Consider the following 23,296-nt stretch of genomic DNA (forward strand, 5'->3'; position numbering starts at 1 on the left):
GTGCTGTTAACCCTTTGTTGCATTCTGCTTCGGCTGCGCCTCGAAATCCCTTCCTAGCGTCTTCGACGTGCCAGCAAGTACTGCGAGGCGCCTGCGGGTCGCCGTCCTAGCCGATTCCGACACCCGGTGGAAATGGGGTGCGCTCACCGCTGCCCGCATTTCACCGACGGAATTCCCGGAGACCACCGAATCGACGGAAACATCCGATAAAACAGCCGATTCGGACATCCGGCTCGACGGTTTCCTCCTGCGGGGCCGCGCCACCCCCACCGCCCGCCAGCTCAGAGAGGTCGGCGTCCGCGCGGACTCCCTCCGCGAGGTCACCGCCGTCGAATTCCTGCGCGAGATGACGCAGGAGACGTACGACGTCCTCGTGCTCGCCCTCGTCGGCGGCGGCGTCCAGGCGATGCTGCACGGGCTCGCCCACGCCTGGCAGGGACGCCCGCAGCGGCCGGTGGTGGTCACCGGCTACGTCGGCGTCGTCTACGAGAAGCTCGCCGACGGCCTGCTGCTGCGGCACGGCGCGGACCTGGTCCTCGCCAACTCCCGCCAGGACGCGGAGCGGTTCAGGGCCCTCTACGAGGGGGTGGGCGCCGACGCCTCGTCGGTGACCGAGGTGGCGCTGCCCTTCCTCGGCGGCGCCCCGTACGAGAAGAAGGACCCCTACACGGTCGTCTTCGCCGCACAGCCCTCCGTCCCGGAGACCCGCAAGGACCGTGCGTACCTGCTGGACCGGCTCGTCCAGCACGCGCGCCGCCACCCCGAGCGCGAGGTGCTGCTCAAGCTGCGCTCCAAGCCGGGCGAGCACACCACCCACATCGAGGAACTGCCCTACCAGAAGCTGGCCCAGCGGCACGACCTGCCGGCCAACTTCCGCCTGGTCTACGGGAACATGGGCGAGGTCCTCGACCACACCGACCTGCTGGTCACGGTCAGCTCGACGGCCGCCCTGGAATCGCTGCACCGCCGTATCCCCACCGTCGTCCTCACCGACCTCGGAGTGCGGGAGGCGCTCGGCAACCACCACTTCGTGGGCTCGGGCTGCCTCGCCTCCTGGGACCAGCTCGACGCCGGACACGAGCCGACACCCGATGCGGAGTGGGTGGCCCGGCAGGGCGTCGCTGCCGGGGGTACCCCCTCCCAGGGAGGTTCGTACGCCACCGCCTTCGACGAGGCCCGGGCGCGCATCGGGGCGCTGCTCACCACCGGTGAACTCCCGCCGCTGAAGCCCTATTACACCCCCGTCACCGCGCCCGGCTATCTGCCCGGCGTCCTCGCCCGCCACCACCTCGCCCCGGACGGCAGCCCGCTGCCGGGCGCGCCCGCCGCCGACAAGGCGCCCGGACCCGTACGCCAGATCGTCCGCCGCGCGGCGCGGGGCGCGTACCGGCACGGGGTGCAGCGGGTGGCGCCCGTCATCCGGCGGATGGGTGAGCTGTGACCTCTCTTCAAGGAGTAGACCCCATGCCCAACCCGGAAGCGGGCCAAGTCGCTTCGGTGCGCCGGGTGCTCGCGGTGATCCCCGCGCGCGGCGGCTCCAAGGGCGTGCCCGCCAAGAACCTCGCCCCCGTCGGGGGTGTGCCGCTGGTGGCGCGCGCGGTGCGCGAGTGCCTCGCGACCCGCCTGGTGACGGACGTCGTGGTCTCCACCGACGACCAGGCCATCGCGGCGACCGCGCGCCAGGCCGGCGCCGAGGTCGTGCTGCGGCCGGCCGCCATCGCCGGTGACACGGCGACCTCGGAGGCCGCCGTCCTGCACGCCATGGACGCCCACGAGGCCCTGCACGGCGCGTCCGTCGACGTCGTCCTGCTCGTGCAGTGCACCAGCCCGTTCATCGTCCGCGAGGACATCGACGGGGTGGCGGGCGCGATCGTCGAGAACGGCGCGGACAGCGCGGTCACCGTGGCCCCCTTCCACGGCTTCATCTGGCGAGACTCCGAGGACGCAGCGGACGAGGCAGCCGCCGGCACCGTCGCCGAGGCCGACGCGGCCGTCGGCGGCGGCTACGGCGTCAACCACGACAAGTCCTTCCGCCCGCGCCGCCAGGACCGCCCCCAGGACCTGCTGGAGACCGGCGCCGCCTACGCGATGGACGCGGCCGGCTTCCGCAAGCACCGGCACCGCTTCTTCGGCCGTACGGAACTGGTGCGGACGGACCCGGCGCGGGTCCTGGAGATCGACGACCCGCACGACCTGGCGCGGGCACGGGCTCTGGCGCCCCTCTTCGACGCGGACCTCCCCGGTTCGCTGCCCACGGCTGACGACGTCGACGCAGTCGTACTGGACTTCGACGGCACCCAGACCGACGACCGGGTGCTGATCGACGCCGATGGAAAGGAGTTCGTCTCCGTGCACCGCGGGGACGGACTCGGCATCGCGGCCCTGCGCAAGAGCGGGCTGAAGATGCTGATCCTCTCCACGGAAGTGAACCCGGTCGTCGCCGCACGGGCCCGGAAGCTCAAGATCCCGGTCCTGCACGGCATCGACCGGAAGGACCTCGCGCTGAAGCAGTGGTGCGAGGAGCAGGGCATCGCGCCCGAGCGCGTGCTCTACGTCGGCAACGACGTCAACGACCTCCCTTGCCTCGCCCTCGTCGGCTGGCCCGTGGCGGTCGCGAGCGCCCACGACGTGGTACGCGGCGCCGCCCGTGCGGTCACCACCGTCCCCGGTGGCGACGGCGCGATCCGAGAGATCGCCAGCTGGATCCTCGGCCCCTCTCTCGATTCCCTCCACAAGTAAGGACAGTTCCTGCCATGAGCACCAACTCCCGTCTGCGTACGTTCGCATCCCGCGAGGTCGGCCCGGGCAAGCCCGTCTACATCTGCGGCGAGATCGGCATCAACCACAACGGCGAGCTGGAGAACGCCTTCAAGCTGATCGACGTGGCGGCCGAGGCCGGCTGCGACGCCGTGAAGTTCCAGAAGCGCACCCCCGAGATCTGCACCCCGCGCGACCAGTGGGACATCGAGCGCGACACCCCCTGGGGCCGGATGACCTACATCGACTACCGCCACCGCGTGGAGTTCGGCGAGGACGAGTACCGCCGGATCGACGAGTACTGCAAGGAGAAGGGCATCGACTGGTTCGCGTCCCCGTGGGACACCGAGGCGGTCGCCTTCCTGGAGAAGTTCGACCTCCCGGCCCACAAGGTCGCCTCCGCGTCCCTCACCGACGACGAGCTGCTGCGCGCCCTGCGCGCGACCGGCCGCACGATCATCCTGTCCACGGGCATGTCGACCCCGAAGCAGATCCGCCACGCGGTGGAGGTGCTCGGCAGCGACAACATCCTCATGTGCCACGCCACCTCGACCTACCCGGCGAAGGCCGAGGAGCTCAACCTCCGCGTGATCAACACGCTGGAGAAGGAGTACCCGAACGTCCCGATCGGCTACTCCGGCCACGAGACCGGCCTGCAGACCACGCTGGCCGCGGTCGCCCTGGGCGCGGTGTTCGTCGAGCGCCACATCACCCTGGACCGCGCCATGTGGGGCTCCGACCAGGCGGCCTCGGTCGAGCCGCAGGGCCTGACGCGCCTGGTGCGCGACATCCGCACCATCGAGGCGGCGCTCGGCGACGGCGTGAAGAAGGTCTACGACTCCGAGCTCGGCCCGATGAAGAAGCTGCGCCGCGTCACCGGCGTCGTCGCCGAGGCGGAGATCGCCGCGGCCGCCGGCGAGCCGGTGGCGGTCTGAGCGCCTTACGGGACGGTCGTGAGCCGATGAGCCCCCGCGCCGGATCCGCCGGCCACCCCCACTCCACGCTCGCCTTCGTCGAGAGCCCGGTACAGCTCCTGAACGTGCTGGAGTGGGCCCACGCGCACGCCCTGGGCACCGCGGGGGGCACCGCGCCCGGGCGCGCGGCGGCGATCCCCGCGCAGGGGCGCCGGCGGCCGCGCGGGATTCCCGCGCAGGGGGGCCGGGGTTCCGGCGCGGGGCGTACGGCGGGGGACGGCGGGGAGCCGCACGGTACGACGGGGGACGGCGCGGGCGCGGCGGGGAACAGCGGAGGGCCGGACGGTACGGCGCCGCAGGACGGGGGCGCGGCGGACGGTACGGCGTCGCGGGACGGGGGCGCGCGGGACGGTACGGCGCCGGAGGGGCTCACCCTCGTGGTGCTGGCGCCCACCGACCCGATGACCCGGGGCCAGCTGCGCCGCATGGCGGAACTGGCCCGTGACGAGGGGTACCAGGTCCGCTGGGAGGAGGCGCGGGGCGGTGCCCTGGCCCCCTTCCACACCATCGGCGGCCTCACCCCGCTGCTGCGCCGGGCGCACCGGGTGGTGATGGGGGACCCGTTCTCCCGCTACGTCCAGCTGCTGCTGACCATCACCGGGGCCCGGGAGCTGGTGGTGGTGGACGACGGCACCGCGACCATGGAGTTCGTCGCCCAGCTCGCCCGCGGTGAACGTTTGGTGCGCTGGCACCGCAAGGGCAGCCGCCGGGGCCCCCGGGACCTGCTGTTCGCCCCCGTGTCGTCCTCGGCGCGCCGCAGGCTGACGCCGGGCACCCGGCGCACGGTGGAGGTCTTCTCCTCCATGCCGATCGACGAGGCCCCGGCCGGGGTCACGATCACGCCGAACGACTTCGCCTGGACCAGGGCCCGCTTCGGCCCGCCACGCCTGACCAAGGGCGCGGACCTGGTCGGCACCTCCCTCGTCGAGACGGGCGTGGTGGACGGCGAGCGCTATCTGGAGGCGGTGCGGTCGCTCGCCACGGCGCACGGGGCGACCCGCTACTTCGCCCACCGCCGGGAAAGCCCCGAGAAACTCCACAAGCTGGCGGTGGAGACGGGGCTGGAGGTGGTCCGCCCCGATCTCCCCCTGGAACTGATCGCCCGCCGCGGCCCCGTCGGCCGTACGATCCTCAGCTTCCCCTCCACGGTCGTCCACACCCTGCCGCTGGCCCTGGTCGGCACGGAGGTCCGCGTCGCGGTGTGCGACATCGACCCCGCCTGGCTCACGGACCACGCCTCGCCCCGGGCGCAGGGCTTCCTGTCGGGGGTGACGGACACCGCGCGGGACGTGGACCGGGTGTCGTCGGGGACAGGGGGGCCACCGGACGTGGCGGCCGCCGAGCAGGACGTGGCGGCGGGATAGACCTGCGGCCGGACCGGAGTCCCGCCGGATCGTCGGGGAAGCGGTCGGCGCAGTCAGGGGCCATGCGTCATACGACGCCTCGGGGGCCATGCGCCGTACGGCGCCCGGGGACCATGCGTCGTACGACGCCCGGGTGGTCCGTACGAAGTCCGGTTACCGGCGTTCACGGCGGGCGGCCCCACCCGCGCGGGCGCACGGGCAAAGGGCTGCTTTCAAGCGCTTGCCACTTCGCCATGTGAGGCCCCGCCCGGGTGGGGGAGTCGTAGGGGAGGTGACGCTTCCACGACGGGAAGGCGGCGTGACGTGGTATCCGTGGTGTACGGGAATCGCTCGGAACCCTTCGAGCGTTCACGTAACGGGACGCTCGTACACGGAAGCGGTCCCGTACTGGGATCACCGGGCGCCCCCCACGGCGCCGGGACGCCGCCGCGGTCACCCCCGCGGCCCCGCTCTCGACCCCCGGCCCGATTCCGTCGCCCGGAAAGCCCGGCGAGTTTACCCATCCCCACAGCCGACCATGCGGCGTGCGGCTAGATTTTTCTCCCCTGACGGGCTGAAGTTTTGTTGACCGCAGGGAGGTCGGCCGCCCGATCGCCTTACCCTTCAAAGGGTGAACCAATTGATGTCCCTAGAGTCCGAGGCCGATCACCCGGGGGAAGCGGTGCTTCCCGGCGCGCTGTCCGAGGCGCTGCACGCCGAACTCGTCGCCTTCCGTCGCGACCTGCACATGCACCCGGAACTCGGTCACCAGGAGTTCCGTACGACCGCCGCGATCAAGGCCCGCCTGGAGCAGGCGGGTCTCACGCCGCGCGTCCTCGACACCGGGACCGGACTCGTGTGTGACATCGGCGACCCGGACGGCGTACGCCCGATGCTCGCGCTCCGCGCGGACATCGACGCGCTCCCCATCCCGGACACCAAGACCGACTGCACCTACCGGTCCACCGTGCCGGACCGCGCCCACGCCTGCGGCCACGACGTGCACACCACGGTCGTCCTCGGCGCCGGACTCGTCCTCGCCGAGCTGCACCGCGAGGGGCGGCTGCCGCGGCCGGTGCGACTGGTCTTCCAGGCCGCCGAGGAGGTCCTGCCGGGCGGGGCCGCCGACGCCATCGAGTCCGGGGTCCTGGAGGGGGTCGGGCGGATCATCGCCGTGCACTGCGACCCCAAGGTCGACGCCGGGCGCATCGGGCTGCGGCACGGTCCCATCACCTCCGCCTGCGACCGGCTCGAGGTCGCGCTCGACGGCCCGGGCGGCCACACCGCGCGCCCGCACCTCACCACGGACCTGGTGCTGGCCGCCGCGCGTGTCGCCGCCGAGGTGCCGGGGATGGTCGCGCGCCGCGTCGACGCGCGCAGCGGGCTCTCGGTCACCTGGGGGCGCATCGAGTCCGGGCACGCCTGCAATGTCATCCCCCAGCACGCCGAGATCTCCGGGACCGTACGCTGCCTGGACCTCGACGCCTGGCGGCAGGCGCCGGACCTGGTGCACGCGGCGGTCGACGAGATCGCCAACCAGTACAAGGCCAAGCCCGAGATCAACTACGTCCGCGGGGTGCCCCCGGTCGTCAACGAGGCCGGCGTGACCGAACTGCTGCGCGACGCGATGACCGCACGGCGCGGTGCCCACTCCGTGGAGGACACCGAGCAGAGCCTCGGCGGCGAGGACTTCTCCTGGTACCTGGAGAAGGTGCCCGGCGCCATGGCCCGCCTCGGCGTCCGCCGCCCCGGGGACCGCGTGGTGCGGGACCTGCACCAGGGTGACTTCGACGCGGACGAGCACGCCATCACGGTGGGCGTGGAACTGTTCACGGCGGCGGCACTGCTGGACGCGCAGGAGCGTTAGAGGTCCTCACCAGAAGTCGTTGATCACCGCATCGGGCAAGGACGGAACCGCCCCCGCACGACCGCAGGGATCGTGCGGGGCATCGGACCGCACCCCTGGGCACGGCGCCCGTGGACGTGAGGGAACCCCGTCCGAGGGCCCCGCAGGCCGGTCCGACCTGCGGGGACGCGTCTCGCTGAGGGATACTGGCGGTGGGCGGCCGCGAGAAGATCCGGCCCGAGGAGGATCTTGGTGGCGCAACTATCGCGTACATCACGTCCGAGCGCCGAGGGCGGCGGGTCTGCCGTGTGAATGCAGGTCCGGGGGCACACGGTTCAAAACGGTCGGATAACGCTCTGGCAATGAGGGGTTTTCCGGATTGTCTACGCGCGTTACGCTGCCGCGGAACCAGCGCCTGGATTGGGCGCTCGCACAAAGGAGTCTCATTCCATGCGCCGGGTGGCCAAGCTTTCCGCTGCGTGTATCGCGACCGCAGCCCTCGCCGTGACTGCCACTGCTTGTGGCAGCACCTCCTCCGACAACAGCAGCTCGTCGTCCTCCAGCGGCGGCAAGGGCCTCAAGATCGGCCTTGCCTACGACGTCGGCGGCCGTGGTGACCGCTCCTTCAACGACTCCGCCGCGCGTGGTGCCGACAAGGCCGAGAAGGAATTGGGCGGCTCCATAAAGGAGCTGACCGCCAAGACCTCGGACACCGAGGCCGACCGCGAGCAGCGCCTGCAGGACCTGGCGGACGCGGGCTACAACCCGATCGTCGCCGTCGGTTTCTCCTACGCCCCTGCTGTGACCAAGATCGCCGCGAAGTTCCCGAAGACCAGCTTCGGCCTCGTCGACTCGGTCGTCCAGGGCGCGAACGTCAACAGCATCACGTTCACCGAGGAGCAGGGTTCCTACCTCGCCGGTGTCGCCGCGGCGCTGAAGACCAAGAAGGACCACGTCGGCTTCATCGGCGGCGTCGACAACCCGCTGATCAAGAAGTTCGAGGCGGGTTACGTCCAGGGCGTGCACGACACCAACCCGAAGGTCAAGGTCGACGTCCAGTACCTGTCCCACGGTCAGGACTTCTCCGGCTTCTCCAGCCCCGACAAGGGCCAGCAGGCCGCGCAGGGCATGCTGGACAACGGCGCCGACGTGATCTACACGGCCGCCGGCTCCTCCGGCAACGGCGCGATCGAGGCCGTGCACGGCACCAAGGGCGCCTGGGCCATCGGCGTGGACTCCGACCAGTACAACATCCCGGGTCTGGCCCAGTACAAGAGCTCGATCCTGACCTCGATGGTCAAGAACGTCGACGTCGGTGTGTACGACTTCATCAAGTCCGTCAAGGACGGCAAGCCGCTGACCGGCAACAACGTCTACTCGCTGGCCAAGGGCGGTGTCTCGCTGGCCACCAGCGGCGGCTTCATCAGCGACATCCAGCCCAAGCTGGACGCCGCGAAGAAGAAGATCGTCGACGGTCAGATCAAGGTCAAGACGACCCCGTGACCTGACAGGTCCGGCCGGCCCGCCGATCAGGCGATCCGGCCGGACCGCCGGATTTCAGGCTCGGCGCGGGGGCGGCTTGCGCAAGCCCCCCGCCGAGCCATAACAATGTGTCAACTCTACGCGTGTAGCGCAGAGTTGCCGCGCTAGCGTCGCCGACGCCCGCCACCTCCCCCACGCAGCCCCTTTCCCCGAGGAGAGTGCGCCATCAACGCGTCCAGCCCTCCCGCTGCCGTCGAACTGCGCGGCATCACCAAGCGTTTTCCCGGCGTCGTCGCCAACCGCGATATCGACATCACGGTCCGCACGGGCACCGTCCACGCCCTGTGCGGCGAGAACGGCGCCGGCAAGTCCACCCTGATGAAGATCCTTTACGGCATGCAGCAGCCGGACGAGGGCACCATCACGGTCAATGGCGAACAGGTCGTCTTCCACAACCCGGGTGACGCCATCGCCCGCGGCATCGGCATGGTGCACCAGCACTTCATGCTCGCCGACAACCTCACCGTGCTGGAGAACGTCGTCCTCGGCGCGGAGAAGCTGTACGGCATCGGGAACAAGGCCCGCGCGAAGATCAAGGAGATCTCGGACGCGTACGGTCTCAACGTCCGCCCGGACGTGCTCGTGGAGGAGCTGGGCGTCGCCGACCGCCAGCGCGTGGAGATCCTCAAGGTCCTCTACCGCGGCGCCAAGACCCTCATCCTGGACGAGCCGACCGCCGTGCTCGTGCCACAGGAGGTCGACGCGCTTTTCGACAACCTGCGTGAGCTGAAGTCCGAGGGCCTCACCGTCATCTTCATCTCCCACAAGCTGGGCGAGGTGCTGTCGGTCGCCGACGAGATCACCGTCATCCGGCGCGGTACGACGGTCGGCACCGCCGAGCCGTCGCGCACCACCCCCAAGCAGCTCGCCGAGATGATGGTCGGCAGCGAGCTGCCCACCCCCCAGACCGCGGAGTCCACCGTCACGGACGTCTCGATGCTCAAGGTCGACGGCCTGCACCTGACGCAGACCGACCTCGACGGCGTCGAGCGGATCATCCTCGACGAGATCTCCTTCACGATCCACAAGGGCGAGGTCCTCGGCATCGCCGGTGTGGAGGGCAACGGCCAGTCCGAGCTGGTCGAGGCGATCATGGGCATGCGCCATCCGGACACCGGCGCGATCACCCTCGACGGCATCGACATCTCCCACGCCCCCACCCGCAGCCGCCGCGAGGCCGGCATCGGCTACATCCCTGAGGACCGCCACCGCCACGGCCTGCTGCTGGAAGCCCCGCTGTGGGAGAACCGCATCCTCGGCCACGTCACCGAGAGGCCCAACTCGCGCGGCGGCCTCATCGACATCAAGGCGGCCCGCGCCGACACCGAGCGGATCGTGCAGGCCTACGACGTCCGCACGCCCGGCATCGACGTCACCGCGGCCTCGCTGTCCGGCGGCAACCAGCAGAAGCTGATCGTCGGCCGCGAGATGAGCCACAAACCCAAGCTGCTCATCGCCGCCCACCCCACCCGCGGTGTGGACGTCGGCGCCCAGGCGGCCATCTGGGACTACATCCGCGAGGCCCGCCGCGAGGGCCTGGCCGTGCTGCTGATCTCGGCCGACCTGGACGAGCTGATCGGGCTCTCCGACACCCTGCGGGTGATGTACCGCGGCCGTCTGGTCGCCGACGCCGACCCCGCCACCATCACCCCCGAAGAGCTGGGCTCCGCCATGACCGGTGCGGCCACCGGCCACCTGGAGCACACAGAGGACGACGCGCGATGAACAAGCTGACCTCACGGATCGACAAGGAGCGGCTGTTCCTCGGCATCGCCGCGCCGGTGCTGGCGGTCGTCGCCGCGCTCGTCGTCACCGCCCTGGTGATCCTCGCGACCGGCAAGAACCCCGGCCCCGCCTTCAACGACATGGTGACCTACGGCTTCGCCAGCGACAGCCAGGTCTACATCCTCAACAAGGCGACCACCTACTACCTGGCGGGCGTCTCGGTGGCCATCGGCTTCCGGATGAACCTGTTCAACATCGGCGTCGACGGCCAGTACCGGCTCGCCGCGTTCTTCGCCGCCGTCCTCGGCGGTGCGCTGACCCTGCCCGGCTGGCTCTCCATCCTGCTGATCCTGCTCTGCGCCATGGCGACCGGCGCCGTGTGGGCGGCCATCGCCGGAATCCTGAAGGTGACCCGCGGCGTCAGCGAGGTCATCTCGACGATCATGCTGAACTCGATCGCCACGGCGATCATCGCCTACCTGCTCCAGCCCGGAAAGCTGGCCCAGCTCCAGCAGGGCGGCACCGTCGTCGCCACCAAGCCGCTGCCCTCGGCCTCGCACTTCTTCAGCATCAACACCGGCCCGGCCGGTGACCTGTGGGGCTTCATCTTCATCGCCGTGCTCGTCGGCATCGCGTACTGGTTCGTGCTCGGCCGCACCCGGTTCGGTTACGACCTGCGCACCGTCGGCCAGTCCGAGAGCGCGGCCACCGCCAGCGGTGTGTCGGTGAAGAAGATGGTCGTCACCAGCATGATCATCTCGGGTGCGGTGGCCGGTCTCATCGGCATGCCGACCCTGCTCAACGACAGCTACCAGTTCAGCAGTGACTTCCCGACGGGCATCGGCTTCACCGGCATCGCCATCGCGCTGCTCGGCCGCAACAACCCGGTCGGCATCGCGCTCGGCGCCCTGCTCTGGGGCTTCCTGGAGCGCACCACCAACCACCTGGAATTCCAGGGCTACGACAAGGAAATCCTCGGCGTCATCCAGGGCGTCATCGTGCTGTGCGTCGTCATCGCCTACGAGGTCGTACGCCGCTACGGCCTGAAGCGCCAGCAGCAGAAGGTCGGCGCCGAACTCGCCGCCCAGGCCGCCGCCCAGACGAAGAAGCAGGAGGTGGCGTGATGACTGCCACGATGACCGACGCGCCGCCGCCCGCGGCGCCCAAGGCGGGCGACGCGCCCCAGCGCTCCGGCCGCTCGCTCGGCCAGATCCTCATGATCGTCGCGGGTGCGCTCCTGCTCCTGGCCGCGGTCCGCATGATCACCGGCTCGCAGGACCTCGACTCCGCCGGCCAGATCAGCGCCGCCCTCGGCCTCGCCGTGCCCATCGGCCTCGCCGGTCTCGCCGGCCTGTGGTCCGAGCGCGCCGGTGTGGTCAACATCGGCCTCGAGGGCATGATGATCCTCGGCACCTTCGGCGCCGGCTGGGTCGGTTGGCAGACCAGCCCCTGGCTCGGCCTGCTGATGGGCATCGGCTTCGGTGTCGTCGGAGGCCTGGTGCACGGAGTCGCCACCATCACCTTCGGCGTCGACCACATCGTCTCCGGTGTCGCGATCAACCTGCTCGCGCTCGGCGCCACCCAGTACCTCGCCAAGCTGTTCTTCACCAATGGCGCGGCGGCGAACGCGGGCGGCAACCCCAAGCAGTCCCCGCCGGTCGGGAACCTGCCCGACGTCACCGTGCCCGGCCTCTCCGACGGCCTGCACTCGATCGAGAACCACCACTGGTTCCTGATCTCCGACATCGCCGGCATCCTCGGCGGCCTGGTCACCCACCTGTCCGTGATCACGGTCCTGGCAGCGGTGCTGTTCCTCGCCAGCTGGTGGCTGCTGTGGCGCACCCCGTTCGGTCTGCGGCTGCGCTCCTGCGGCGAGAACCCGACCGCCGCCGAGTCCCTCGGCGTCAACGTCTACACCTACAAGTACGCGGCCGTCGCCGTCTCCGGCGGCCTCGCCGGCCTCGGCGGCGCCTTCCTGGCGCTGGTCACCTCGCACACGTACCTGGAGGGCCAGACAGGTGGCCGCGGCTTCATCGGCCTCGCCGCGATGATCTTCGGCAACTGGCGCACGGGCGGCCTGGCGATGGGCGCCGGCCTGTTCGGCTACTCCGACGCCCTCCAGCTGCGCAACGGCGGTACGACCGTCCACGCGCTGCTGCTCCTGCTGATCGTCCTGCTCGTCGCCCTGGCCGGCTGGAAGCTGTACCGCAAGGCGATGGTGCAGGGCGCGGTCAGCCTGGTCATGGCCGCCCTGGTGCTGGTCTGGTACCTGCTCACCGACACGGTCCCGAGCGACTTCGTCGGCGCCACCCCGTACGTCGTCACCCTGCTTGTACTGTCGTTGTCCGCGCAGCGCCTGCGGATGCCCAAGGCCGACGGCATGCGGTACCGGAAGGGACAGGGCAAGTGACCGAGCCCGCGACGTTCGACTGGGCGGCCCTCAGGGAGGAGGCGCGCGCGGCGATGTCCCGCGCCTACGCCCCCTACTCCGGCTACCGGGTCGGCGTGGCGGCCCTCGTCGAGGACGGGCGGACCGTCACCGGCTGCAACGTCGAGAACGCCTCCTACGGCCTGAGCCTGTGCGCCGAGTGCGGGCTCGTCTCACAGCTGCAGAACACTGGGGGCGGCCGGCTCACACACTTCACCTGCGTGAACGGCGAGGGCGAGCTGCTCGTCCCGTGCGGTCGCTGCCGCCAGCTGCTGTACGAGTTCGGCGGCCCCGATCTGCTGGTGGACTCTCCGGCGGGGGTCCTGCCGCTGTCGGAGATGCTGCCCCAGGCTTTCGGCCCGGACCATCTCACCAAGTAACTCCTGTGCGGCCCCTCTGAGTTGATCTCTACGGCTCAGGGGGGCCGTACACCTTCGGACCTGAAGGTCCTTCGAACCTCCGGAAGGAACCCATGGCCATGGACGCCATCTCCGTCATCCGCACCAAGCGGGACCGCGGTGAGCTGAGCGACGAGCAGATCGACTGGGTCATCGACGCGTACACGCGGGGCGAGGTCGCCGACGAGCAGATGTCCGCGCTCGCGATGGCCATCCTGCTCAACGGCATGAACCGCCGCGAGATCGCCCGCTGGACGGCGGCGATGATCGCCTCGGGCGAGCGCATGGACTTCTCGTCCCTCTCCCGCCCGACGGCCGACAAGCACTCGACGGGCGGCGTCGGCGACAAGATCACGCTGCCGCTGGCCCCGCTGGTCGCCGCGTGCGGCGCGGCGGTCCCGCAGCTGTCGGGCCGGGGCCTCGGCCACACGGGCGGCACGCTGGACAAGCTGGAGTCGATCCCGGGCTGGCGCGCGCTGCTGTCGAACGAGGAGATGCTGTCCGTCCTGGACGGTGTCGGCGCCGTGATCTGCGCGGCGGGCGACGGCCTGGCACCCGCGGACAAGAAGCTGTACGCGCTCCGCGACGTGACGGGCACGGTGGAGGCCATCCCCCTGATCGCCTCCTCCATCATGTCGAAGAAGATCGCCGAGGGCACGGGTTCGCTGGTCCTGGACGTGAAGGTCGGCTCGGGCGCCTTCATGAAGACTTTGGACGACGCGCGTGAGCTGGCGCGGACGATGGTGGGCCTCGGCACGGACCACGGCGTGAAGACGATCGCGCTGCTGACCGACATGTCGACCCCGCTCGGCCTGACCGCGGGCAACGCGCTGGAGGTCCGCGAGTCGGTGGAGGTCCTGGCGGGCGGCGGCCCGGCCGACGTGGTGGAGCTGACGATCGCCCTGGCGCGCGAGATGCTGGACGCGGCCGGAGTGAAGGACGCGGACCCGGCGAAGGCCCTGGCGGACGGCTCCGCGATGGACGTCTGGCGCCGCATGATCGCGGCCCAGGGCGGCGACCCGGACGCGCCGCTGCCGAGGTCGAAGGAGCAGCACGTGATCAAGGCCCCGTCGTCGGGTGTCCTGACCCGCCTCGACGCCTACGACATCGGCGTCGCCGCCTGGCGCCTCGGCGCGGGCCGCGCCCGCAAGGAGGACCCGGTGCAGGCGGCGGCGGGCGTGGAGATGCACGCCAAGCCGGGCGACACGGTCACGGAGGGCCAGCCCCTGCTGACCCTGCACACGGACACCCCCGAGCGCTTCGCGTACGCGCTGGAGGCGGTGGAGGGCTCGTACGACATCGCGGCGGCGGACACCGAGTTCACGGCGTCGCCGGTGGTGCTGGAACGTATCGCCTGACCAGGCGTTTCCCCTTTCGGGTGAACGGGATCGGTGGACCGCCGCCGGTCCCGTTCGGCATGCTGGGATCGGTGACGCACCGATAGGAGATCGCCATGAGCGCACTCACCGTCAGCCATGACCCCGAGCAGAGCTGGGACGAGCTCGTCCGGTTCTGGGAGGAGATGGAATGGCCTGAGGGCAGCAAGGTGGAGATCATCGAGGGGATCATCACCGTGTCACCTGCTCCGGCCCCGCGCCACAATGTGATCGCGGAACGCATCCAGCGTCGCCTCTACTCCGTGATCCCCGATGACTGGGGAATCTTCCAGACGCTGGCCATCGCCGTGCCGTCGCGCCTGGGCATGCTCATCCCGGACCTTGTGGTGGCCCCCGTGCCGCTGTGCGCGGAAACAGACACCCACATTCCGGCCGCCCTCGCCGAACTCGTCGTCGAGGTGACCTCCAAGTCCAACGCCCGCCACGACCGCATCAGCAAGCCCGCCGCCTACGCCGCCGCAGGCATCCCGCTCTACCTCCTCGTCGACCGCTGGGCCCCCGAAGGCCCCACCGCGACGCTCTACGGAGAACCGAAGGGTGACGTCTACCGCCCGCTGAGCACCGCCAAGTTCGGTGAGGCCATCAAGCTTCCGGCTCCCTTCGATCTCGTCATCGACACCAGCGAGTTTCCGGTCGACTAGATAGAGGCGAAACCGCTGCCGATGATTTGCCGGCGTCCGCCCGGTCAACCCTCCGTGGACGCCGACACACCCCCTGTACTCGTGCTCGCCGGACTCGTCGCTCCCGACGAGGTGGCGCGGCTGGGCGACGACGTGCGGGGGCTTCTGGAGGACAGCGGGGGCGGGGTCGTCGTATGCGACGTCGGCGCCCTCAGGCCCGTGCAGCTCGCGACCGTGGAGGTGCTGGCCCGGCTGCAGCTCGCCGCCCGGCGGGCCGGGGGCCGCATCCGGCTGCGCGACCCGGCGCCCGCGCTGCGCGCGCTACTCGACCTCGTCGGCCTGCCCTTCGAGCTGGAGGGGCAGGCCGAACAACGGGAACCAGCGCTGGGTGTCCAGGAAGCAGTGGAACCCGGAGATCCGGCCGGCTGATGTCTCCAGCACCTGCACCGCCCAGGCCGTGAAGCCGCCCTTCTCCGGGTCCGGCTTGTACTGGGCGAAGCCCGGCAGGCCGTTCACCGCGACCGGCACCAGCCGCGAGCCCGCGCAGGCGGCGCCGAGCGTGGTCATGAAACCGGTGATGTCCGAGGTGCCGCGCAGCCACAGGTCGAACGGCGGCATCGTCATCACCGCGTCCTCGTGCAGCAGGGCCGTCAGCGCCGCCATGTCGTACCCCTCGAAGGCCGCCACATAGCGCTCCAGGAGCTTCTGCTGCTCCTCGTCGAGGGGGTCGGAGACGGCGGCGTCGGCGCCGTCCCCGCTCCGCTCCGCCAGCGTCGCGCGCGCCCGCTGCAACGCGCTGTTGACCGAGGCGACCGAGGTGCCGAGCAGTTCGGCGACCTCGCTCGCCTTCCAGGCCAGCACCTCCCGCAGGATGAGGACCGCGCGCTGCTTGGGCGGCAGCTGCTGCAGGGCCGCCATGAAGGCCAGGCGGACGGATTCCTTGGCGACGGCCGCCTCCGCCGGGTCCCCGGTCGTCGGCAGTACCCGGGCGTCGGGCATCGGCTCCAGCCACGTGTGGTCCGGTCGCGGGGAGAGGGCGGCCCGCTCCAGTGGCGTGGCCTCGGTCAGGTCCATCGGGCGGGCCCGCTTGTTGCCCGCGTTCAGCATGTCCAGGCAGACGTTCGTCGCGATCCGGTACAGCCACGAGCGCAAGGAGGAGCGGCCCTCGAACTTCTCGTAGCTCCGCCAGGCGCGGACCATCGTGTCCTGCACCGCGTCCTCGGCCTCGAAGGACGAGCCGAGCATGCGGTAGCAGTACCCCGTCAGCTCGACCCTGTGCTTCTCCAGCCGGACGTCGAGGTCATCCACCGTCGCCGTGCCCTCACCCATGGTCCACCCACCCCTGTGGCCGTTCCTGTCGCGCGCCATTGCGCCCCAGCACTTCGGAAGCTACAGCAGCCCACTGACAACGGCTCCCGGAGCGCATGAACACCCAGGTCGCAGGGGTTTCGAGGACGACCTTGGCCGGCCCGGCTCAGTGTGCGGGCACCGGCTCCCGGCGCGCGGCGACGCGGGCCGCCCGCGACCCGAACAGGGTGATCACCACGACGCCCAGGACCGCCAGCACACCCATGCCCACCGTTCCGGCCCAGCCCTCCGCGTGGAACGCGACCGCGCCGAGCGTGCTGCCCGTGCTGGAGCCGACGTAGTACGCCGACTGGTAGAGCGCCGACGCCTGCGCGCGGCCCTCCTTCGCCGTGTGGCTGACCGCCGACGACGCCACCGCGTGGCCCGCGAAGAACCCGGCCGTGATCAGGACCAGGCCCAGCAGGACCAGGGGGAGCGAGGGCGCCAGGGAGAGCAGCAGGCCCGCCGTGGTCGTGCCGCCCGCCAGGTACAGCGCCCCGCGACGGCCCAGACGGCCCACCAGACGCCCCGCCGTCGACGCCGACACCGTGCCCACCAGGTACACCAGGAAGATCGAGCCGATGATGCCCTGCGGCAGCCCGAACGGCGCCTCCGTCAGGCGGTAGCCGATCACCGTGTAGACACCGCCGAACACCGTCATGAACAGCGCGCCGATCGCGTACAGCCGGCGCAGCAGCGGGTTGGCGAGGTGGTCGCGGACCGTGCGGGCCAGCACCCGCGGGCGCAGCGAACCCGCCGTGAAGTGCCTGGGCGCCGGCAGCAGCAGACGGAACGCCACCGCGCACGCGACCGCGATCACGCCGACCGCGCCGACGGCCACCCGCCAGCCCCACTCCTGCGCGACCCAGCCGGTGATGATCCGGCCGCTCATCCCGCCGACGCTGTTCCCGGCCACGAACAGGCCGATCGCCGTGACCAGGGCCTTGGGCCGTACCTCCTCGGCCAGGTACGCGGTCGCCGACGCCGGCAGCCCGGCCAGCGCCGCGCCCTGCACCGCCCGCAGCACGATCAGGGAGCCCAGCGACGGGGCGAAGGGGACGAGCAGTCCGACGGTCACCGCCACGGCCAGCGACGCCGTCATCAGCGTGCGCCGTCCGAAGCGTTCGGACAGGGCGCTCATGGGAAGGACGAACAGCGCCAGCGCGCCGGTCGCGCCGGACACCGTCCAGCTCGCCGCGCTCGCCGTCACCCCGAAGTCGCGGGAGACGAGCGGCAGCAGGGCCTGCGTGGAGTAGAGGAGCGCGAAGGTGGCGACGCCGGCGAGGAAGAGCGCGAGGCTCATCCGGCGGTAGCCGGGGCCACTCGGGGTCATCCGCGAGTCGGGGGCAGGGACGGTGACGGCATCGGCGTCCACGGCGGTGGACGCCCCGGTATCGGCAGCAGGCATGCCTCGAACGTACGGACACGACCGCTGATCCGTCCAATGCACAGAACCGTCATAATCGTTCCTGTGATGCATCAGCAGAGGTCAGCCGCTCGGCTGTCATCGTTCAGTGACACAAGTGACGCAGAAGACATCGTCACGCTGCTCGCGCCGCGCCTCGCGTACTTCGCGGGCGTCGCCCGCACCGAGCACGTCACGCGCGCCGCGCAGGAGATGCAGGTCCCGCAGTCCACCCTGTCCCGGGCCCTGGCACGGCTCGAGGAGGACCTGGGCGTGGAGCTGTTCGCCCGGCGTGGCCGCACGGTCGCGCTCACTCCGGCGGGGCGCACGTTCCTCGCCTCCGTCGAGCGCGCCCTCGCCGAGATCGAACGGGCCGCGGAGGAGGTGCGCGCGGACGCCGACCCGGCCGCAGGCAAGGTCGCCTTCGGCTTTCTGCACACGATGGGCGCCGAGACCGTGCCCGGGCTGATCCACGCCTTCCGCGCCGACCATCCGCGCGTCCGCTTCAGCCTGGTGCAGAACTACGGCGAGGCGATGCTGGAGCGGCTGCGGGCGGGGGAGCTGGACCTTTGCCTGACCTCTCCGGTGCCCGACGCGCCCGATCTGGTCGCCCGGCGACTCGACGAGCAGAAGCTGCGGCTGGTGGTGCCCGCCGACCACCGGCTCGCGAGCCGCAGGCGCGTGCGGCTCGCGGAGGCCGCCGACGAGACGTTCGTGACCCTGGAGCCCGGGTACGGCATGCGGCGCATCACCGACGACCTGTGCCGCGAGGCGGGGTTCAAGCCGCGGATCGCCTTCGAGGGCGAGGAGGCCGAGACGCTGCGCGGCTTGGTCGCGGCGGGGCTGGGCGTGGCTCTGCTGCCGCCGCCGGCCGTGCCTCGGCCCGGGGTCGTGGAGCTCACGGTCACCGCGCCGCGGGCGGCCCGGGAGATCGGCGTGGCGTGGCTTGCGGGGCACGTGGACACGCCGCCGGTGGCGGCCTTCAAGAAGTTTCTGCTGTCGAGGAGGGGGCGGCTTCTCCCGGACTGAGGCACAGGTTCGTCGTGTTCGCTCGCGCCCGCGCGGCGGAGCCGCACGTCGACGCAAGTCCCCCGCCCCTCAAGGGGTTCCCCCCGGCTTCACCTCCTCAACGACCTCCCGAACCCCGCAGCCAGCGGCATCCTCAACCCCAGCGGCGGCGGAGCCGCCAGTGCGTCCTGGACCGGGCGGGAGAACGCCCGTCCGAACAGCGAGCCCATCACGAAGTCCTCGGCCAGGGCGTGGACTTCCGAGCGGTACTGGTGCAACCCGTGGCCGTCGGAGTGGACCTCGAAGCGGCAGATGTCGCGGTTCGCCTTCTTCGCACGCGCCGCCAGGCGGAACGACAGCTCCGGGTCCGTGCGTTCGTCGTTCGTGCCGTGCACGATCAGCACCCGGCGTCCGGCGAGCTGTTTCACCGGTTCGGGTGGCGCCGCCACGTCCTCCTCGGGCAGCCAAGGAGACAGCGCCACAACGGAGTTGACGGCCGTGTGCCCGGCCGCGTGCAGCGCCGCCCGGCCGCCCATGCCCACGCCGACCAGACAGACGGGCACGTCCCCGTAGCGGCGGACGACCTCCTCGGCGGCCCAGTCGGCGTCCTGCGCCAGATGCGCCTCGCTGCCGTTCCAGCCCCGGTAGCGGTAGTGCACGGCATGCGTGACCAGGCCTTCGCCGTGCCCGGCCCGGGTCAGCCGGCGGCCGAGCGCGCGGACCGAGGCGGTGGCCATCACAGGGAGCGGTCTTCGGGAGGACGTCTCGTCACCGCCGGGGAGCAGCAGCACCGCACCGCTCACCGCCGTCGGTTCCGGGCCGAGCGCCCTCCCCAGCCGGGCCCTGCGAACCGGCGTCGCTTGATGTGCCATGACAGAACAGTGTCAGAAGCGACGGTGTACGAAACCTGGCCGATGGGTCACCTTTGCGTATCGACGCCTTGCCGCACCCCGTGCTCTACGCGCGTAGGGCGTATGGTGCGGCAATGACGAGCCAGCACCAGAACACCCCGAGCTGGGACCAGATCCGCCGGGCTCCCAAGGTCCTGCTCCACGACCACCTCGACGGTGGTCTGCGCCCCGGCACGATCGTCGACCTCGCCCGGGAGACCGGGTATTCCCACCTCCCCGAGACCGACCCGGGCAAGCTCGGCGTCTGGTTCCGCGAGGCCGCCGACTCCGGTTCCCTGGAGCGGTACCTGGAGACCTTCTCCCACACCGTCGGCGTGATGCAGACCCGCGAGGCGCTGGTGCGTGTGGCCGCCGAGTGTGCCGAGGACCTCGCCGAGGACGGTGTCGTCTACGCCGAGGTGCGGTACGCGCCCGAGCAGCACCTGGAGGGCGGGCTCACTCTGGAGGAGGTCGTCGAGGCGGTCAACGAGGGCTTCCGGCTGGGCGAGCGGCGGGCCAAGGCGGCCGGCCACCGCATCCGTGTCGGCGCCCTGCTCACCGCCATGCGGCACGCCGCCCGCGCCCTGGAGATCGCCGAACTCGCCAACCGGTACCGGGACCTGGGTGTCGTCGGCTTCGACATCGCCGGAGCCGAGGCCGGTTACCCGCCCACCCGGCACCTCGACGCCTTCGAGTACCTCAAGCGGGAGAACAACCACTTCACCATCCACGCCGGGGAGGCCTTCGGGCTGCCGTCCATCTGGCAGGCCCTGCAGTGGTGCGGCGCCGACCGGCTCGGGCACGGCGTACGCATCATCGACGACATCCAGGTGCTCGAGGACGGCACGGTCAAGCTCGGGCGCCTCGCCTCGTACGTGCGCGACAAGCGCATCCCGCTGGAGCTGTGCCCGAGCTCCAACCTCCAGACCGGCGCCGCCGACTCGTACGCCGACCACCCCATCGGGCTGCTGCGGCGGCTGCATTTCCGGGCCACGGTGAACACGGACAACCGCCTGATGTCCGGGACGAGCATGAGCCGGGAATTCGACCACCTGGTCGAGGCATTCGGTTACACGCTCGACGACCTTCAGTGGTTCTCCGTCAATGCTATGAAGTCAGCATTCATTCCTTTCGATGAACGACTGGCGATGATCAATGACGTCATCAAGCCGGGATACGCCGAGTTGAAGTCCGAATGGCTGTTCCAGCAGACCGCCTCCACCAGGGGTTCTGGGACCTCCGAGGAGTGACGGAGGGCTGTTTCGGTACGGCCGGGCGATCATCGTCCGGCCGTATTCGTATGTTTGCGGAGCCCGTCGGCGCGTGTTTACGGTTTTGGACCGCTCAGATCTCCGTCAACGGACCCAAGGACGCGTTCAACATGAAGCAGTCTGCTGCCAGGACCCTCGGTGTCGCCGCCCTCGGCGCCGCCTTCGCCGCCGCGGGCGCGGGTGTCGCGAGCGCGGCCCCCGCCGTGCCGGACACCGCCGCACTGGACTCCGTCACCCAGGCGCTGCCCGTGGGCAACGTCGCCAAGACGCTGCCCGGCGCGGACCAGGCGCTCGGCCAGGGCCAGAACGCGCTCGGCACCGTGGTGGCCGCCGCGCAGCCCGCCGCCGAGAAGGCCCTCCGCAACGGCCCCGTCGCACCGGCCGCCGGGCTGCTCGGCGGGCTGCCGGTGCAGGGGCTGCCCACGCACGGCCTGCCGGTGAACGGCATCCCGCTGGGCTGAGCGAACCCGCCCCCACGACCACGATGGGCGCCCCGCTCGGGGCGCCCATCGGCGTGCCTGCCCTCGGCGGGTCACCAGGCCGTGCCGGCCGCCGCCTTGTCCTCCGAGGGGAACAGGATCCACAGGGCTATGTAGAGCAGGAACTGCGGGCCCGGAAGCAGGCAGGACAGCAGGAAGATCACGCGCATCGTGGTCGCGGAGGTGCCGAAGCGCCGTGCCAGCGCTGCGCACACTCCGCCGATCATCCGTCCGTGGGTGGGGCGGGACAGGGCGGTCATGGTGGCTCCTTCGCGAACCGTGGTGGAACCCCGCTCCGGCGGCTGCCGGAAGTCCGGGGGCCGGCGCCGAACTCATCGGCGCTTTCGACGTGTTCCACGCTACGGGGGCGAAGCGGACGAAGCGTCACTCTACGGAGCTATCCCGACCCTGGGAATCGTCGGGGTCCGACCCTGAGCGGGCTCCTCCCGGGGGTGGGCGCCCAGGCCGTGGGACTCCATCCGCCGGCGCAGCCGGAACCGTGCCACGGGCACGACCAGGAGGTGCGCCAGCGCCACCCCGACGGTGTTCAGCAGGATCGCGTCGATGTCCACGACCTGTCCGGGCACCCCGGTCTGCAGCAGCTCGATGCCCACGGAGATCAGGGTTCCCGCGGCGACCGTGCGGGCCAGCGAGGCGAGCGGGGAGACGACGAGCCGCCCGCCCGTCACGGGCAGCAGCACCCCGAGCGGTGCGAGCAGCGCGAGCCCCTCGCCGATACGGCGGGCGGCCGCCGGCCAGCCCAGCGCGAGATCGGCTCTGATACCGGCGAACGGATGCAGGTTGGCGGGCCTCACCCAGGGCACGTCCAGCGGGCGCAGCGTGATCCAGGCGACGAGCGCGAGGTGTGCGACGAGGAGGACACCCCCTGCCACACGGACGCGGATCGCGGCGCTGCCGCCGATTGAGCCTTGACGCTGCACGCCCCCCTAGACGCCGCTCCCGGCACGATCGGTTCCCCTTTTGGTCGGCTCGCTCACCTTCGGGGCGCCTGTGCCGGTGTCGGGAGGGCGACCGTGCTCAGCCCTCCTTCGTCGGGCCTCCGCGCGCTCACCCTCTCGACAGCGGCACGCCCCTACGGTTCACCCGCCGGTCACCTCGGTCGACGGCGGCGGCACCGCCCCCGGGTGCGAGCGCACCTGAGCCGTGCACCGGTAGCGGCGCAGCGGCCGGTCGTCCGGGCCGCCGAGGACGACCGTCCCGTCGTCGGCGGCGGTCGCCTCCGAGTCGGCGAACGTGCAGACGATCTGCCCGAGGGCGGAGGGGGTGAGGTCCTGCGGGCGGCTGCTGAGCCGGAAGGTGCCCTCCGGGTCCTTGCCGCGCGGGCCGCCCACCGTGATGCCGCCGACCACGTCCGTCGTGTAGCCGGCCTGCTTCTCCGCGGGCGACGGCGTCATGGCGAGCTGGTCGAGCAGCCCCTGCGCCACCAGCACCCGGCGCTGCCGCTCGGCCGTGCCGTCCGGGATGTGCACGGAACGGTCCACCGTCACCAGCTGCGAGGCGCACAGCAGGAAGACCTGGACGGGAATGCCGCGGCCCGCCTGCGTGGCCAGGTCCGCACCGGACAGCGCGCACGGCACCCGGGACGGCGCCGGCCCGAAGTCCGTCGGCACCTGGGTGGCCCGGATCCCGCACCCGGCCAGCAGCGCGGCCAGCAACGGCACGGCGAGCCAGCGGCGCGCGCGGCGCACCTCCACCGGGCGTGTGCCGCGCACCTCCACCGGGCGTGTGCCGCGTACGGCCACCGGGCGTGTGCCGCGTACGGCCACCGGGCGTGGCCCGCGTACTGCCACTCGGCGTCCGCCCGGCAGCACCGCCGGGCGACCGCCCCGTATCGCCGTCAGGCGT

General features: G+C 71.3%; 22 protein-coding genes. 16 read left to right on the top strand and 6 right to left on the bottom strand.

The window, feature by feature from the left end:
• The first annotated feature begins 67 nt into the window (after positions 1-67).
• The 13 genes from ACIRC0_RS09625 (at position 68) to ACIRC0_RS09685 (ending at position 15,459) form a co-directional block, all read left to right on the top strand.
• Positions 68-1,441, top strand: a complete 1,374-nt coding sequence (locus tag ACIRC0_RS09625) for a DUF6716 putative glycosyltransferase (protein ID WP_403613546.1) — start codon at positions 68-70, stop codon at positions 1,439-1,441.
• A gap of 23 nt (positions 1,442-1,464) precedes the next feature.
• Positions 1,465-2,739: a cytidylyltransferase domain-containing protein gene (locus tag ACIRC0_RS09630; RefSeq protein WP_403613548.1), complete on the top strand. Its 1,275-nt coding sequence runs from the start codon at positions 1,465-1,467 to the stop codon at positions 2,737-2,739.
• Between the two features lie 14 nt (positions 2,740-2,753).
• Positions 2,754-3,692, top strand: coding sequence for an N-acetylneuraminate synthase family protein (locus tag ACIRC0_RS09635; protein WP_403613551.1), 939 nt, complete (start codon positions 2,754-2,756; stop codon positions 3,690-3,692).
• A 26-nt stretch (positions 3,693-3,718) separates the two neighbouring features.
• On the top strand, positions 3,719-5,095 hold the full coding sequence (locus tag ACIRC0_RS09640; protein ID WP_403613554.1) for a hypothetical protein: 1,377 nt from the start codon (positions 3,719-3,721) through the stop codon (positions 5,093-5,095).
• Positions 5,096-5,717: 622 nt separating this feature from the next.
• Complete coding sequence (locus ACIRC0_RS09645; RefSeq protein WP_403613557.1) at positions 5,718-6,941, top strand: amidohydrolase; 1,224 nt, start codon at positions 5,718-5,720, stop codon at positions 6,939-6,941.
• 429 nt (positions 6,942-7,370) lie between these two features.
• Complete coding sequence (locus tag ACIRC0_RS09650; RefSeq protein WP_403613559.1) at positions 7,371-8,423, top strand: BMP family protein; 1,053 nt, start codon at positions 7,371-7,373, stop codon at positions 8,421-8,423.
• A 237-nt stretch (positions 8,424-8,660) separates the two neighbouring features.
• Positions 8,661-10,187 (top strand): ABC transporter ATP-binding protein, encoded by a 1,527-nt coding sequence (locus ACIRC0_RS09655; RefSeq protein WP_403614692.1) that lies wholly within the window; start codon positions 8,661-8,663, stop codon positions 10,185-10,187.
• Positions 10,184-11,311 carry an ABC transporter permease gene (locus tag ACIRC0_RS09660; RefSeq protein WP_403613562.1) on the top strand — a complete coding sequence of 376 codons (1,128 nt, stop codon included), beginning with the start codon at positions 10,184-10,186 and terminating at the stop codon, positions 11,309-11,311. Before ACIRC0_RS09655 ends, ACIRC0_RS09660 begins: the two co-directional genes overlap by 4 nt.
• The gene (locus tag ACIRC0_RS09665) at positions 11,311-12,597 is read left to right on the top strand and encodes an ABC transporter permease (RefSeq protein WP_403613565.1); all 1,287 of its coding nucleotides are present in this window, start codon (positions 11,311-11,313) and stop codon (positions 12,595-12,597) included. The genes ACIRC0_RS09660 and ACIRC0_RS09665 overlap by 1 nt, the downstream gene beginning before the upstream one ends.
• On the top strand, positions 12,594-12,995 hold the full coding sequence (locus tag ACIRC0_RS09670) for a cytidine deaminase (protein ID WP_403613568.1): 402 nt from the start codon (positions 12,594-12,596) through the stop codon (positions 12,993-12,995). Before ACIRC0_RS09665 ends, ACIRC0_RS09670 begins: the two co-directional genes overlap by 4 nt.
• Before the next feature lie 92 nt (positions 12,996-13,087).
• The gene (locus tag ACIRC0_RS09675; RefSeq protein WP_403613571.1) at positions 13,088-14,371 is read left to right on the top strand and encodes a thymidine phosphorylase; all 1,284 of its coding nucleotides are present in this window, start codon (positions 13,088-13,090) and stop codon (positions 14,369-14,371) included.
• 95 nt (positions 14,372-14,466) lie between these two features.
• A complete protein-coding gene (locus tag ACIRC0_RS09680) occupies positions 14,467-15,051 on the top strand; it encodes a Uma2 family endonuclease (protein WP_403613574.1) in 585 nt (194 codons plus the stop codon).
• A 21-nt stretch (positions 15,052-15,072) separates the two neighbouring features.
• Complete coding sequence (locus ACIRC0_RS09685) at positions 15,073-15,459, top strand: STAS domain-containing protein (protein ID WP_403613577.1); 387 nt, start codon at positions 15,073-15,075, stop codon at positions 15,457-15,459.
• On the opposite strand, the gene ACIRC0_RS09690 is transcribed toward ACIRC0_RS09685, so the two are convergent.
• Positions 15,352-16,359, bottom strand: coding sequence for a sigma-70 family RNA polymerase sigma factor (locus ACIRC0_RS09690; RefSeq protein ID WP_403613580.1), 1,008 nt, complete (start codon positions 16,357-16,359; stop codon positions 15,352-15,354). The two genes, ACIRC0_RS09685 and ACIRC0_RS09690, sit on opposite strands and share 108 nt — an antisense overlap.
• A 145-nt stretch (positions 16,360-16,504) precedes the next feature.
• Positions 16,505-17,785: an MFS transporter gene (locus ACIRC0_RS09695; protein WP_403613582.1), complete on the bottom strand. Its 1,281-nt coding sequence runs from the start codon at positions 17,783-17,785 to the stop codon at positions 16,505-16,507.
• Positions 17,786-17,848: 63 nt separating this feature from the next.
• On the opposite strand from ACIRC0_RS09695, the gene ACIRC0_RS09700 reads away from it, so the two are divergent.
• Positions 17,849-18,811, top strand: a complete 963-nt coding sequence (locus tag ACIRC0_RS09700; RefSeq protein WP_403613585.1) for a LysR substrate-binding domain-containing protein — start codon at positions 17,849-17,851, stop codon at positions 18,809-18,811.
• Between the two features lie 89 nt (positions 18,812-18,900).
• Here the strand turns inward: ACIRC0_RS09700 and ACIRC0_RS09705 are convergent, their stop codons facing one another.
• Entirely contained in the window at positions 18,901-19,662 is a 762-nt protein-coding gene (locus ACIRC0_RS09705; RefSeq protein ID WP_403613588.1) for an alpha/beta hydrolase, read from the bottom strand.
• A 113-nt stretch (positions 19,663-19,775) separates the two neighbouring features.
• On the opposite strand from ACIRC0_RS09705, the gene ACIRC0_RS09710 reads away from it, so the two are divergent.
• Entirely contained in the window at positions 19,776-20,930 is a 1,155-nt protein-coding gene (locus tag ACIRC0_RS09710) for an adenosine deaminase (RefSeq protein WP_403613591.1), read from the top strand.
• Between the two features lie 131 nt (positions 20,931-21,061).
• Positions 21,062-21,412, top strand: coding sequence for an ATP-binding protein (locus ACIRC0_RS09715; protein ID WP_103837400.1), 351 nt, complete (start codon positions 21,062-21,064; stop codon positions 21,410-21,412).
• Between the two features lie 71 nt (positions 21,413-21,483).
• Here the strand turns inward: ACIRC0_RS09715 and ACIRC0_RS09720 are convergent, their stop codons facing one another.
• The 3 genes from ACIRC0_RS09720 to ACIRC0_RS09730 form a co-directional block, all read right to left on the bottom strand.
• Entirely contained in the window at positions 21,484-21,690 is a 207-nt protein-coding gene (locus ACIRC0_RS09720) for a PspC domain-containing protein (protein WP_200418970.1), read from the bottom strand.
• Between the two features lie 129 nt (positions 21,691-21,819).
• The gene (locus tag ACIRC0_RS09725; protein ID WP_403613594.1) at positions 21,820-22,371 is read right to left on the bottom strand and encodes a VanZ family protein; all 552 of its coding nucleotides are present in this window, start codon (positions 22,369-22,371) and stop codon (positions 21,820-21,822) included.
• A 159-nt stretch (positions 22,372-22,530) separates the two neighbouring features.
• The gene (locus ACIRC0_RS09730) at positions 22,531-23,145 is read right to left on the bottom strand and encodes a hypothetical protein (RefSeq protein WP_403614694.1); all 615 of its coding nucleotides are present in this window, start codon (positions 23,143-23,145) and stop codon (positions 22,531-22,533) included.
• Positions 23,146-23,296 lie beyond the last annotated feature (151 nt).

The sequence above is a fragment of the Streptomyces sp. NPDC093984 genome (assembly GCF_044764595.1).
In the GTDB taxonomy this organism is placed as follows: domain Bacteria; phylum Actinomycetota; class Actinomycetes; order Streptomycetales; family Streptomycetaceae; genus Streptomyces; species Streptomyces cynarae.

Excerpts from the sequence above, each read along its gene's own strand:
- ACIRC0_RS09630 (WP_403613548.1), top strand. The coding sequence starts at position 1,465 with ATGCCCAACCCGGAAGCGGGCCAAGTCGCTTCGGTGCGCCGGGTGCTC.
- ACIRC0_RS09635 (WP_403613551.1), top strand. The coding sequence starts at position 2,754 with ATGAGCACCAACTCCCGTCTGCGTACGTTCGCATCCCGCGAGGTCGGC.
- ACIRC0_RS09640 (WP_403613554.1), top strand. The coding sequence starts at position 3,719 with ATGAGCCCCCGCGCCGGATCCGCCGGCCACCCCCACTCCACGCTCGCC.
- ACIRC0_RS09645 (WP_403613557.1), top strand. The coding sequence starts at position 5,718 with ATGTCCCTAGAGTCCGAGGCCGATCACCCGGGGGAAGCGGTGCTTCCC.
- ACIRC0_RS09650 (WP_403613559.1), top strand. The coding sequence starts at position 7,371 with ATGCGCCGGGTGGCCAAGCTTTCCGCTGCGTGTATCGCGACCGCAGCC.
- ACIRC0_RS09660 (WP_403613562.1), top strand. The coding sequence starts at position 10,184 with ATGAACAAGCTGACCTCACGGATCGACAAGGAGCGGCTGTTCCTCGGC.
- ACIRC0_RS09665 (WP_403613565.1), top strand. The coding sequence starts at position 11,311 with ATGACTGCCACGATGACCGACGCGCCGCCGCCCGCGGCGCCCAAGGCG.
- ACIRC0_RS09675 (WP_403613571.1), top strand. The coding sequence starts at position 13,088 with ATGGCCATGGACGCCATCTCCGTCATCCGCACCAAGCGGGACCGCGGT.
- ACIRC0_RS09680 (WP_403613574.1), top strand. The coding sequence starts at position 14,467 with ATGAGCGCACTCACCGTCAGCCATGACCCCGAGCAGAGCTGGGACGAG.
- ACIRC0_RS09685 (WP_403613577.1), top strand. The coding sequence starts at position 15,073 with ATGATTTGCCGGCGTCCGCCCGGTCAACCCTCCGTGGACGCCGACACA.
- ACIRC0_RS09690 (WP_403613580.1), bottom strand. The coding sequence starts at position 16,359 with ATGGGTGAGGGCACGGCGACGGTGGATGACCTCGACGTCCGGCTGGAG.
- ACIRC0_RS09695 (WP_403613582.1), bottom strand. The coding sequence starts at position 17,785 with ATGCCTGCTGCCGATACCGGGGCGTCCACCGCCGTGGACGCCGATGCC.
- ACIRC0_RS09705 (WP_403613588.1), bottom strand. The coding sequence starts at position 19,662 with ATGGCACATCAAGCGACGCCGGTTCGCAGGGCCCGGCTGGGGAGGGCG.
- ACIRC0_RS09710 (WP_403613591.1), top strand. The coding sequence starts at position 19,776 with ATGACGAGCCAGCACCAGAACACCCCGAGCTGGGACCAGATCCGCCGG.
- ACIRC0_RS09715 (WP_103837400.1), top strand. The coding sequence starts at position 21,062 with ATGAAGCAGTCTGCTGCCAGGACCCTCGGTGTCGCCGCCCTCGGCGCC.
- ACIRC0_RS09720 (WP_200418970.1), bottom strand. The coding sequence starts at position 21,690 with ATGACCGCCCTGTCCCGCCCCACCCACGGACGGATGATCGGCGGAGTG.